This window comes from uncultured Aggregatibacter sp., assembly GCF_901873365.1.
Classification (GTDB): Bacteria; Pseudomonadota; Gammaproteobacteria; order Enterobacterales; family Pasteurellaceae; genus Aggregatibacter.
The window spans coordinates 12,936-25,377 of the sequence record NZ_CABFLM010000044.1 but is presented as its reverse complement, the minus strand read 5'-3'; the positions used below and the strand labels follow the sequence as shown (position 1 = coordinate 25,377).

Sequence of the window (12,442 nt, the reverse complement as noted above, 5' to 3'; positions counted from 1 at the left end):
TAGAAGGAGAAACATCATGAAAAAATTACTTTTAACCGCCCTACTCGTCGGCACCGCACTTGCCGCCAACGCACAAGAAATCACTTTTGCAATGGAACCAAGCTATCCGCCATTTGAAACCACCAACGAAAAAGGCGAAATCATTGGCTTTGACGTGGATATCGCCAATGCCGTTTGTCAACAAATTCAAGCGACCTGCCACTTTAAAAGCCAAGCATTCGATGCGTTGATTCCAAGTTTAAAAGCAAAACGTTTTGACGCGTCCATTTCCGCCATTGATATTACGGATGCACGTGCGAAACAAGTTGCCTTTTCTCAACCTTACTACGACAGCTCGGCAAGCTACGTTGCATTAACAGGCAAAGGCGATTTAACCAAAGCGAAAAATGTAGGGGTACAAAACGGTACCACCTTCCAACAATACACAGCGGCAGAAACAAAACAATATGACATCAAAGCCTATGCCAGCTTACAAGATGCGGTTTTGGATTTAAAAAATGGACGTATTGACGTGATTTTTGGCGATACAGCCGTGCTTGCCGATATGATCACAAAAGAACCGGAAATCCAATTTGTCGGTGAGAAAGTGACCAACAAAAAATATTTTGGTAATGGCTTAGGTATTGCCGTCAATAAATCCTCTAAAGAATTATTAGATAACTTAAACAAAGGGTTAGATGCCATCAAAGCCAGTGGTGAATACCAAAAAATCTATGATAAATGGATGACAAAATAATTTATGTTTTATGATTATCTCGCGTTAATTTTTCATGCAGCCCTAACGACCTTAGGGCTTGCTGTTTGTTCGCTCATCGTCGGTTTAATTTTAAGTATTTTATTCACCGCACTTGAGTCCAATAAATACCCGATCATTGCCAGAACAACCTCTGTTTTGGTGATGTTATTGCGTGGTTTACCTGAAATTTTGGTCGTTTTATTGATTTATTTCGGCTCAACGGAAATCGTAGAATTATTAACCGGTGAATATATTGAATTTGGTGCCTTCGGTTGTGGTGTATTTGCTTTATCCCTGATTTTTGCCGCTTACGCTTCCCAAACCTTACGAGGCGCTATTCAAGCCATTCCCAAAGGGCAATGGGAATCGGGTATGGCGCTGGGGTTAAGTCGTCCTTATACCTTTATTCACCTCATCATGCCACAGGTATGGCGTCATGCTTTGCCGGGGCTAAGCAATCAATGGCTTGTGTTGTTAAAAGACACCGCACTTGTTTCGCTAATTGGCGTCGATGATTTAATGCGCCAAGCGGGATTGATTAACACCAATACACATCAGCCTTTTACTTGGTACGGCATTGCGGCGCTAGTTTATTTAGCGGTAACCCTTGTCAGCCAAGTTGCGATTCGTAAATTAGAAAGACGATTTACTCGATTTGAGCGAGGGAATGCATAATGTTTGAAGACTATTTATCGGTGATTGCTCAGGGCATTCCAACGAGTTTATTGCTCACTTTCGCCTCTTTATTAATCGCCTTTTTATTGGCGTTACTCTTCACGTTTATCCTTGCCATGGGGAATCGTTGGATAAAAAGTGCGGTGAATTTTTATCTTGTTTTATTTACCGGCACGCCTCTACTTATTCAGATATTTTTAATTTATAGTGGCCCGGGGCAATTTGAATTTATTACGCAAAGTCCACTTTGGTCCTTGCTTTCCAATGCCTGGTTTTGCGCTATGCTAGCCTTAGCATTAAATAGTGCGGCTTACTCTACTCAGCTTTTTTATGGGGCCGTCAAAGCCATTCCAAAAGGTCAATGGGAAAGTTGTGCTGCATTAGGATTGTCACGCGTGCAAACACTCAAAATTTTGATTCCATACGCCCTTAAACGTGCATTACCCTCTTATACCAATGAAATTATTTTGGTATTTAAAGGTACATCGTTGGCATCAACCATTACCATTATGGACATCATGGGATATGCCCGCCAACTTTACGGCACAGAATATGATGCGTTGACCATCTATGGTATCGCCGGCGGTATCTATTTACTGATTACCGGTATCGCCACATTAGTGTTACGCAAAGTCGAAAATAAAGTGCTGGCATTCGAGCGTTTTGAATCTCAATAGCGTCAACCGTTTCAATGAAATCTATTAACGTAATTCCTAAACTCAAAACTGCTTAATACGCAAGAAGCCCCTCAACTAACCGTCGAGGGGCTTCTTTTTAGCGCCTTTTCTTAATGCTCAATTACGGCATTTCATCAATATCATCTTTATTCACTTTCGGTTGAACCATGTGTTCACGGGTTAAACCTAAGTCATAGGCGATAGCAATCGCAATGAAGATGGAAGAATAGGTACCGAATCCGATCCCGATGAGCAAGGCTAGCGAGAAGCTATGAATTGTCGGACCGCCGAAGATGAAGAGGGCGATAACGACAATCAACGTGGTGACCGATGTCATAATAGTACGGGATAGGGTTTGAGTTAAGGAAATATCGATAATGTCGATGGCAGAAACCCGTCTGATTTTACGGAAGTTTTCACGCACACGGTCGAACACCACGATACTGTCGTTTAACGAATAACCTACCACGGAAAGGATCGCCGCAATAAAGGTTAAATCCATTTCGATTTGTAAGTAAGAAAATGCCCCTAGGGTAACAATTACGTCGTGCGCTAAAGAAAGCACACCGCCGGTGGCTAAACGCCATTCAAAACGCATGCCCACATAAAGCAAGAGCATAATGAGGGTGGCTAAGGTGGCGTAAATGGCCCCTTGGGTTAATTCTTCCCCAACGTTCGGCCCAACAAACTCAATGGAACGAATTTGAATATCACTATCCAAGGTATTAAGCATTTTTTTGACGTGATCGCCGATTTGCGCATCATCGGTTGCCGGTAGGCGAATCATCACATCACGCACACCGCCGGTGGTTTGCACCAGTGGACTCTCAATGCCGTTTTGCACCAACGTAGAACGGATTTTTTCCAAATCCGCCGGTTGGGAGAAGTGGGTATCTACCACCACGCCACCGGTAAAATCTAAGCCCCAGTTGAAACCTTTAGTAAACACAAAGAATAATGAAACCGCGATAATGATGACGGAAGCAAGGTAGCCCCACATACGGAATTTCATGAATTCCACTAAACGGAAAGGGAGTTTAATGCCTTGAATTTCTTTAATTGGCTGACTTCTATTTTCTAAATTCACAATATATTTCCTCACCGTTAAATTGATAATTTATCAATTCGTTTGCCGCCGTATAAGAAATTCACGATTGCGCGTGTTCCGGTGATTGCGGTAAACATTGAGATAGCAATCCCTAAAGATAAGGTGATTGCGAAGCCTTTAATTGGACCTGTCCCCACGGCGTAGAGTGCCACCGCAGTCAAAATGGTGGTTAAGTTCGCATCAAAGATAGAACTGAATGCACCGTTATAACCTTCGTTAATGGCTTGTTGAATCGGACGACCATTGCGAATCTCTTCTTTAATCCGCTCAAAGATCAACACGTTCGCATCCACAGACATCCCAACCGCCAGCACGATACCGGCAATCCCCGGCATGGTAAGCGTAGCGCCCGGTAATAAGGACATTAACCCAACCAATAAAACAATGTTAGCAATTAAAGCGATGTCCGCAATGATACCGAATTTACGATAGTAAATGATCATAAAGACCACAACCACCATCAATCCCCAGAAACTTGCTTGCAAACCTTGTTCGACGTTTTGTGCACCAAGAGACGGACCGATGGTACGTTCTTCCACAATTTGAATCGGCGCAATTAACGCACCAGAACGAAGCAACACAGCAAGATTTTGTGCTTCTGCCGGAGAGTCAATGCCGGTAATTTGGAATTGACTACCGAAACGCCCTTGAATGGTGGCGACGTTAATCACTTCCTCGTGTTTTTGCAAAATGGTTTTGCCATTTTCATCTTTTTTGCCGCTGTCTTTATATTCTACATACAACGTTGCCATCGGTTTTTGGATATTGGCACGCGTCGTTTGCGACATGATTTCACCACCTTCGCTGTCCAAGGTGACGCTGACTTGCGGTCTGGAGGTATTTTGATCCACACCTGAACTGGCGTTGGTAATGTGTTCACCACCTAATACAGCGCGTTTATACAGCACGATAGGGCGATTGTTTCTGTCATATTTCACTTCAGAATCAGAAGTCACCATGCCACGAGCTGCCGCATCTAAGTTGGCGTTGCCATTGACTAAGCGGAATTCAAGGGTCGCCGTTGCACCCAGAATTTCTTTTGCGCGGGCAGTGTCTTGCACACCCGGCAATTCAACCACGATACGTTCTGCGCCTTGGCGTTGAATCACGGCTTCAGCTACGCCCAGTTCGGTGACACGTTTACGCAAAATACTTAAGTTTTGTTCAATCGCGCTTTCACGGGCTTCGTTTAATGCCGCATCAGATAACGCCAAAGACAGCGTATTATCAGAAATCGCACGAATGTCTAGGGTTGGATGCTGTTTGCGTAAATAACGCTGTGCATCAGATAACTGATCCGGATTCGCCAATGTGACTATTGTGGAAAAATTCTCTGCTGACTTAATGGCGCTATATTGATACTTCTCTTTGCGCAATTCGGTACGTAAGGAATCCTGTAGTTGTTCCTGACGTTTGCTTAGCGCGGAGTTCATATCCACTTCCATCAGAAAACGTACACCACCACGCAAATCCAAGCCCCATTTCATCGGGTTGCCACCAATGCTACTTAGCCATTTTGGTGTTGCCGGTGCAAGGTTTAACGCAACAGAATAATTTGTCCCTAATTTTTCGGTGATTTTATCTTTGGCGAGTAATTGCGCATCGGTATTGTCGAAACGCACTAAAATAGAGCCGTTTTCCAACACGACAGATTTGGTTGTCAGATGATTGTCTTTTAGGACGGTTTGAACTTCGCTTAAGACACCGGAATCGGCTTCCTGACCACGAGTTCCTGAGATTTGTACGGCAGGATCTTCACCGTAAAGATTTGGAAGAGCGTATAAAACACCAATGGCGACCAAAAAGATCACCATTAGATTCTTCCATAAAGGGTAACGATTTAACATAGCTTTCTTGTTCCCTTGAGGAATAGATTAAAGAGTTTCGATTGTGCCTTTTGGTAACACGGCGGCAATGTAATTGCGGTTGATGGTAATTTCAGTTTTATCGTTTAACGCAATCACAATAACATCCCCTTTTTCAGGCACTTTGGTGATTTTACCAATGATACCGCCGGCGGTTAACACTTCGGTGCCTTTGGTTAATTCGGACATTAATTTTTTATGTTCTTTATTTCTTTTCGCTTGCGGACGATAAATCATGAAATAGAAAATCAATCCGAAGATGATGAAAATAAATAACATTGACATTGGGCTGCCTTGTTGAGCTTCCATTCAAATTTCCTTTTAGTTAATGAAAAGAGAAGACGCAATGGAGCGTCCATAAACTGATTAAAATCGGCGGTTAAAATATCATAAATCCGCTGAAATGTGAAAAAATAAAACAAAAAAGAACCGCACTTAGAACAGCTCAATACGGCTCAAAAGTGCGGTTTGTTTTACGGATGATTTGAATTAGTGATTTATCTCACCTTCAATCGGTTTAACGTTTTCATCAAATTCCGGAAGCGGTTTATGTTCACTTGCTACGTAAGAATAAATCACCGGCAACACGAACAGGGTAAACAACGTACCAACCGCCAAGCCTGAAACAATCACGATTCCCATACTGAAACGGGAAACTGCCCCAGCACCAGTGGCATAAAGTAACGGAACCAAGCCGGCAATCATCGCTGCAGTGGTCATCAGAATCGGACGCAAACGCACTTTGGCGGCTTCAGTAATGGCTTCAATACGATTTTTACCATGATTTAGCTGCTCTTCTTTTGCGACTTCACACATTAAAATACCGTGTTTGGTGATTAATCCGACCAACGTAATTAAGCCGACTTGGGAATAAATATTTAGAGTGGAACCTTCTCCAGAAATTTTTCCTGATAACTCATTAAAATAAGATATCCCTGTAACATGACCTAGCATACCTAACAGCCCTTGAATAGCTCCTGGAGTATTTAAAGCTAATAATGCACCACTGATCGCCAACGGCACGGAAATCATGATCACCATCGGGTCACGAATAGACTCAAACTGAATTGCTAACACCAAGAAAATGATCACTACCGCCAACACGAACGTCACGGCTAACGCATTACCCTCTTGTACCAACTGACGGGCTTCACCTTTGAAGTCGTAGTTATAACCTTGCGGTAATAATTCTTTTGAGCTGTCTTTCAGCCATTGAATCGCATCCCCAATGGAAGAACCCGGCATCGGTACCGCACTGATCACCGCCGAGTTCAGCTGGCTGAAACGTGGCAAAGAGCTTGGTTGTGGTTCTAACGTCATGCTCACCAAACTGCTTAGCGGAACAGAGGTGCCATTCGCTGCCGAAACATAATAATTATCCCAACTTTGTGGAGATAAGCGATCTTCGCGTTTTACCTGTGAAATAATTTTATACGCACGGCCGTCAATATCCACACGTTCAACTGTGGCCGCAGATAAGAAGCTGCCCAACGTTGCACTGATTTGTTTCATCGTAATGCCGTAAGTACCGGCTTTTTCACGGTCAATTTTGATGTGCATTTGCGCCGTGTCGAATTTCAAATCTAAGCTCGAGTAAACGAACTTGCCGGATTTCTGCATTGCTTCCAAGAATTTACCGGCAACATTCGCTAAATCTTCATAGCCTTTTGACGTACTAATCACAAAACCAATCGGTGGCCCTTGTTCCCCGGTTTCAATTTCGGGGAAAGCAAAACCACTGACAGACACTTCCGGAATCGCCTTGGCTTTGTTGTTTAACTCTTCCAACACTTTTGCCTGACTTCTGGAACGATCTTTCCAGTCTTTCAAGGTTACAACATTCAAAGATTGGTTGGTGCTTGGCACACCGGAAATACTCATGGCAAATTGCACTTCGTCTGTATCCGTTAACATTTTTTGATACGGTGCCATCGCCGCTTGTACATAATCGACGTTCACGTTAGACGGTGCAGAACCGATGGCTAAGAATGCACCTTTGTCTTCTGTCGGTGTAAGTTCACTGGAAAGTGAATTAAACAATACCGGCAATGTGGCAAAAATAACGCCCGCAAATGTCAACATACATTTACGATTTGCCATCACCAAATCCAAGACATAAGCGTAAGCATTGTTCACTTTGGTTAAAGTGCGGTTAACACGCTCTTCCAACTTGCTTGGTGCCGAATGATCTTTAAGTAATTTACTGGTCATCATCGGAGAAAGGGTTAACGCCACAATACCGGAAATAAATACCGCACCGGCAAGGGTTAAGGCGAACTCTTTAAACAATGTTCCGGTAATGCCGCCCATTAACGCCATCGGGGAATATACTGCAATCAACGCAATCGTCATGGAAATGACCGGCACCGCAATTTCACGCGTACCGATAATCGCTGCACGGAATGGCGTTTCACCGAGCTTAATATGGCGGTCAACGTTTTCCAACACCACAATGGCATCATCCACCACCAAACCGATTGCTAAAATTAAAGCCAGCAATGTCATCAGGTTGATGGAGAAATCCAACGTTTGCAACATCATGATCACCCCGATAAGGGAAATCGGAATGGTAATGACCGGAATTAAAATCGCACGGAAGGACCCGATAAACATGGTAATCACCACCAATACGATAATTGTCGCTTCAATGATAGTTTTTACCACTTCTTCAATGGAGTTATTAATGGCAACAGTACGGTCATATAAAATGTCTGTTTGAATCGCATCCGGCAAATTATTTTTAATGCTTTCATACAGCGGCAGGATTTTTTCCGCCACCGTTAACGGGTTTGCCGAAGACGTCGGATTCACTGCTAACACCACGGAATCAGAACCGTTTGCCACTGCACGGGCGTTATCGCTGGATTTATTCAATTCAATATCTGCAATATCGCGTAAACGGACAAGTTTATCACCGCTGGAATACACAATCAGTTTGCTTAATTCATCAACGGATTTTGTGGTGGTATCCACTTTATTTTTGTACACCACGTAAAAACCGTTGTCGTTACCCGCAGCCGTTTGCACGTTATTTGAGGATAAGGCAGACATCACTTGCGTGGCAGAAAGGTTTTGTGCCGCCATTTTTTGCGGATCCAACCAAATGCGCAGAGCATATTCGGATGCACCGAAAATATCGACGCTTGCCACCCCTTCAACGGTAAAGAACTGCGGTTTTACCACACGTTGAATATAGTCCGTCACTTGGCTTGCATCTAACTTATTGGAACGGAAACTAATATACATAATGCCCGAACCACCGGTCGAAGAAGTCACCGTCGGATCTTCAATTCCGCTTGGCAACTCTGAACGTACGGAATTCACCTTCGCCAACACATCGGCAAGCGCGGCATTCGGGTCGGTATTTAATTTCATTTTCACCGTGATCGAAGAACTGCTCGGTCTACTGGAAGAAGACATATAGTCCACGTTATCCGCCTGCGCGACCGCTTCTTCAATTTTCGAGGTCACAAACGCCTGAATCAAGTTCGCATCTGCGCCGGGATATGCCGTTGTCACGGTGATTACCGTGGTTGTCATTTTAGGATATTCACGCACCGCCAGTTTGGAAATCGCCTGTAATCCTAAAATAATGATCAACAGGCTAATCGAAACTGCGAGAACAGGACGTCGAATAAATATATCGGTAAATTTCATTCGTATTTCCTAATTAAAGATTGGTTTTCGTTGCCGGTTGTGTGGTGCCGACACCTTCTTTATCTGCGACAAGTACTAATGCGCCATTACTTAAATTTTGCTGACCACCGGTCACGATTTTATCGCCGATTTTCACTTCATCGCCTTTTAACTGAGCATAGATACCTTGGCGATCTTTGGTAAACACCGTGATTTGCTTCGCACGATACATTTTGTTCATATCGCCTTGGCTAGCAAATTTCTCTTTTTCCTCATCAGAAAGTGCGGTCAAAATATAAAGCGATTCGCCATACATGTTGTAGCTCACGGCGACTTGTGGCACGACAATTTGGTCATACTCCGTTACCAATGCCACGTTTAAACGGGTGAACATACCGGATAACAGTTTTTCGCCATCTTCCGGATCAAACGTGGCTTGCACGTCAATTAACCCGGTGGAAGAATTAATCGCCGGTTCAATCGCAGAGATCGTTGCCGAGAAGGTTTCGCCTAAACGGGCATCTGCTGTCGCGGTGACTTTTTGACCGATATGCAATTTTTCCAATAAATTCTGTGCAATCGCAAAATCTACTTTCATAGAACTGCGATCTTCCACACGCACGATTTCTGTGCCGTTCGATACATACTGTCCCACATTAACTTTCACGATACCCGCTTTGCCATCAAAAGGTGCAACAATCTGACGGCGCGCAATTGTGGCTTTTAAGGATTCCACGTTCGCCACTTGCGCATCATACGCCGCTTTGGCATTGTCTAATTCTTGCTGAGAAATACCACCACTTTTCGCCAAATTCGCATAGCGTTGATACGTTTGACGTAATGAAATCACTTGTGCTTCAGCCGCTTGTAAGCTTGCTCGCTCCACGGAGCTGTCTAATTCCACCAACAAATCGCCTTTTTTCACGCTTTGTCCGTTGGTCACTAACACTTTTGAAATCGTCCCCGCACTTTGCGCACTCAGCATCGCCCCTTGATTCGGGCGAACCAACCCGGTGGTCTCAATCACCGGTGTCCATTGCTGAGCAGAAACGGTCATTGCCGTCACCGGAACAGCTCTTTCTCCTTGATTAGCCAAGAAATCCGCAATGCCTTTTGCTTTCATCTGATTCATCACAATCATTGCGATAAAAATTAAGATAAATATTCCCAGCGCCAGTTTTAACAAGAAAACGTGCAAGCGCTTTGGTTTGTTAATTTGAGTTTGACTCATAAAAAACTCCGTAAACGTGATAACTAAATAGCTTATTTTTGAATGGCATGCCAAGAGCGTTCGATAACCGACTCCAGCATCTCCATCGAACTCTCATGGGCAAAGTGTTTGCACTTAAAGGCGATATTAAGCGCACTTTCCAACGAAATAGCAAACAATAAATGCGTCGGGAGGTCACAGATTTCGTTGGCTTCTACTGTTTTTTTACAAAAACGATGCCAAATACCGCGCGTTTCCCATTCTTTGCAAATAGTATAAAACCCGGGTAGAAATTCATATTGTCCCATATTGGCAACAATCGTTGGATCTTGTTCCAAAGAATGCCAAATATTCCACCACATTTTCCGATAGCGTTGAAAAAACGACTGGTTTTCATCATAGTCTTTTTCCAAGGTTTCTTCGAAAGATTTAAAGATATATCGTGCAAATTGTTCCAGCAATTCATCTTTATTCTTAAAATAAAGGTAAATCGTCCCCGGGGAAATTTTGGCCTCTTTGGCAATTTTATGTATGGATAAATTTGGCAAACCCACTGTCGCCATCAAATCATTCGTGGCCGTAAAAATTCGCTCGATCATATCCGTTTCAGATTGATGCATATAAAGTCACTAATAAACTTGGGTTAATTGTGAGAAGTGCGGTTAAAATTTCTCTTTATTCGCACATTTGATAGGTTACAGACAGCAAATAATACACCACTGAATGAACGTTCGTTCATTTTATTGATTTTTTACTTTTTCGCAAGTTAAAAATTGAGCGCCATCCAAAACAGCCACTATTTTTCATCTAAGACGAAAAACCGCACAATGATCGATAGCAATCCATAGAAGAAGATCAAAGTGCGGTCTATTTTTTCATGTTTTTGAACGAATTAATGTTCTCGGGTTTTGAAGAATGTCACATCCGGATAACGCTCTTGCGCAAGATTGAGATTGACCATAGTCGGGGCGATGTAAGTGAGGTTATCGCCACCGTCTAACGCCAGGTTTTGCTCATTTTTACGTTTAAACTCTTCAAATTTTTTCGCATCGGCACATTCCACCCAACGCGCCGTTGCCACGTTGACAGTTTCATAAATGGCTTCTACGTTGTATTCGGATTTCAAGCGCGAAACGACCACATCAAACTGCAATACACCCACCGCCCCAACGATTAAATCGTTATTCAGTAACGGACGGAAAACCTGTACTGCGCCTTCCTCGGAAAGCTGTACCAAGCCTTTTAATAATTGCTTTTGCTTAAGTGGATCTTTTAAACGAATACGACGGAATAACTCCGGTGCAAAGTTTGGAATGCCCGTGAATTTTAAGTCTTCCCCTTGGGTAAAGGTATCGCCGATTTGAATCGTACCGTGATTGTGCAAACCGATAATATCGCCGGCATAGGCTTCTTCTGCATGCGAACGGTCGCCCGCCATAAAGGTTAACGCATCAGAAATCACCACCTCTTTGCCGATACGTACATGTTTGAGTTTCATGCCTTTTTCATATTTGCCTGACACGACACGTAAGAAGGCAACACGGTCACGGTGTTTTGGATCCATATTGGCTTGAATTTTAAATACGAAACCACTGAATTTTTCTTCGTCAGCCGACACTTTACGCGTATCTGCCTGGCGAGCTTGCGGCGCAGGCGCCCATTCGGTTAAGCCGTCAAGGAAATGATCTACACCAAAATTCCCTAACGCCGTACCGAAAAAGACCGGTGTCAGTTCGCCGTTTAGGAATAAATCTAAGTCAAACTCATTGCTTGCGCCTTTGACCAATTCTAATTCATCACGTAATTGTTGTGCCAAATCGTCACCTACGGCGTTATCCAATTCCGGATTATTCAAGCCTTTCACAATGCGCACTTCTTGAATCGTGTGCCCTTGCCCTGTTTGATAGAGATAGGTTTCGTCTTTATATAAGTGATACACGCCTTTAAACAATTTGCCGCAGCCGATAGGCCAAGTAATCGGTGCGCAGTGAATTTTCAACACGCTTTCAACTTCGTCCAACAATTCCATCGGATCACGAATATCACGGTCAAGTTTGTTCATAAACGTGATGATCGGCGTGTCGCGCAAACGGGTAACTTCCATTAATTTAATGGTACGTTCCTCAACCCCTTTGGCGGAGTCAATGACCATCAAGCAGCTGTCCACTGCCGTTAAAGTGCGGTAAGTATCTTCAGAGAAATCCTCATGCCCCGGAGTATCCAGCAGGTTGACCAAACAATCGTTGTATGGGAATTGCATCACGGAAGTGGTAATGGAAATCCCACGTTGTTTTTCCATTTCCATCCAGTCGGATTTCGCGTGTTGCGCGGAACCTTTGCCTTTCACCGAACCGGCTTTTTGAATGGCGTTACCATAAAGCAAAACCTTTTCGGTAATGGTGGTTTTCCCCGCATCAGGGTGAGAAATAATCGCAAAAGTGCGGCGTTTATTAACTTGTTCTTGTGGGTATGTCATCTGTGCTGTCTGTGTTATTTGATGAAAAAATAAAGAAACCGCCTTAAACGACGGTCCAA

10 protein-coding genes are annotated in these 12,442 nt (G+C 43.5%); 3 read left to right on the top strand and 7 right to left on the bottom strand.

Annotated elements, in window-relative coordinates; genetic code table 11:
• Nucleotides 1-16: 16 nt before the first annotated feature.
• The 3 genes from QZ106_RS01855 to artM are packed head-to-tail and all read left to right on the top strand — an operon-like array spanning nt 17 to nt 2,088.
• On the top strand, nt 17-736 hold the full coding sequence (locus QZ106_RS01855; RefSeq protein ID WP_295973509.1) for a lysine/arginine/ornithine ABC transporter substrate-binding protein: 720 nt from the start codon (nt 17-19) through the stop codon (nt 734-736).
• Between the two features lie 3 nt (nt 737-739).
• The gene (gene artQ, locus QZ106_RS01850) at nt 740-1,411 is read left to right on the top strand and encodes an arginine ABC transporter permease ArtQ (RefSeq protein WP_295973508.1); all 672 of its coding nucleotides are present in this window, start codon (nt 740-742) and stop codon (nt 1,409-1,411) included.
• Complete coding sequence (artM, locus tag QZ106_RS01845) at nt 1,411-2,088, top strand: arginine ABC transporter permease ArtM (protein WP_295973506.1); 678 nt, start codon at nt 1,411-1,413, stop codon at nt 2,086-2,088. Before artQ ends, artM begins: the two co-directional genes overlap by 1 nt.
• Before the next feature lie 121 nt (nt 2,089-2,209).
• Here artM and secF read toward each other — a convergent pair whose 3' ends face one another.
• The 7 genes from secF to prfC all read right to left on the bottom strand — a co-directional run bounded on the left by secF (nt 2,210) and on the right by prfC (nt 12,383).
• Nucleotides 2,210-3,175 carry a protein translocase subunit SecF gene (gene secF / locus QZ106_RS01840; protein WP_295973504.1) on the bottom strand — a complete coding sequence of 322 codons (966 nt, stop codon included), beginning with the start codon at nt 3,173-3,175 and terminating at the stop codon, nt 2,210-2,212.
• A gap of 17 nt (nt 3,176-3,192) precedes the next feature.
• Complete coding sequence (secD, locus tag QZ106_RS01835; protein ID WP_295973502.1) at nt 3,193-5,043, bottom strand: protein translocase subunit SecD; 1,851 nt, start codon at nt 5,041-5,043, stop codon at nt 3,193-3,195.
• A 27-nt stretch (nt 5,044-5,070) separates the two neighbouring features.
• The gene (gene yajC, locus QZ106_RS01830) at nt 5,071-5,370 is read right to left on the bottom strand and encodes a preprotein translocase subunit YajC (RefSeq protein WP_005701087.1); all 300 of its coding nucleotides are present in this window, start codon (nt 5,368-5,370) and stop codon (nt 5,071-5,073) included.
• A gap of 180 nt (nt 5,371-5,550) precedes the next feature.
• Nucleotides 5,551-8,718: an efflux RND transporter permease subunit gene (locus QZ106_RS01825; RefSeq protein WP_295973497.1), complete on the bottom strand. Its 3,168-nt coding sequence runs from the start codon at nt 8,716-8,718 to the stop codon at nt 5,551-5,553.
• Between the two features lie 13 nt (nt 8,719-8,731).
• A complete protein-coding gene (locus QZ106_RS01820; RefSeq protein WP_295973495.1) occupies nt 8,732-9,928 on the bottom strand; it encodes an efflux RND transporter periplasmic adaptor subunit in 1,197 nt (398 codons plus the stop codon).
• A gap of 32 nt (nt 9,929-9,960) precedes the next feature.
• Nucleotides 9,961-10,527, bottom strand: coding sequence for a TetR/AcrR family transcriptional regulator (locus tag QZ106_RS01815; protein WP_295973493.1), 567 nt, complete (start codon nt 10,525-10,527; stop codon nt 9,961-9,963).
• 272 nt (nt 10,528-10,799) lie between these two features.
• The gene (gene prfC / locus QZ106_RS01810; RefSeq protein ID WP_295973491.1) at nt 10,800-12,383 is read right to left on the bottom strand and encodes a peptide chain release factor 3; all 1,584 of its coding nucleotides are present in this window, start codon (nt 12,381-12,383) and stop codon (nt 10,800-10,802) included.
• Nucleotides 12,384-12,442: the final 59 nt, after the last annotated feature.

Excerpts from the sequence above, each read along its gene's own strand:
- QZ106_RS01855 (WP_295973509.1), top strand. The coding sequence starts at position 17 with ATGAAAAAATTACTTTTAACCGCCCTACTCGTCGGCACCGCACTTGCC.
- artQ (WP_295973508.1), top strand. The coding sequence starts at position 740 with ATGTTTTATGATTATCTCGCGTTAATTTTTCATGCAGCCCTAACGACC.
- artM (WP_295973506.1), top strand. The coding sequence starts at position 1,411 with ATGTTTGAAGACTATTTATCGGTGATTGCTCAGGGCATTCCAACGAGT.
- secD (WP_295973502.1), bottom strand. The coding sequence starts at position 5,043 with ATGTTAAATCGTTACCCTTTATGGAAGAATCTAATGGTGATCTTTTTG.
- yajC (WP_005701087.1), bottom strand. The coding sequence starts at position 5,370 with ATGGAAGCTCAACAAGGCAGCCCAATGTCAATGTTATTTATTTTCATC.
- QZ106_RS01825 (WP_295973497.1), bottom strand. The coding sequence starts at position 8,718 with ATGAAATTTACCGATATATTTATTCGACGTCCTGTTCTCGCAGTTTCG.
- QZ106_RS01820 (WP_295973495.1), bottom strand. The coding sequence starts at position 9,928 with ATGAGTCAAACTCAAATTAACAAACCAAAGCGCTTGCACGTTTTCTTG.
- QZ106_RS01815 (WP_295973493.1), bottom strand. The coding sequence starts at position 10,527 with ATGCATCAATCTGAAACGGATATGATCGAGCGAATTTTTACGGCCACG.
- prfC (WP_295973491.1), bottom strand. The coding sequence starts at position 12,383 with ATGACATACCCACAAGAACAAGTTAATAAACGCCGCACTTTTGCGATT.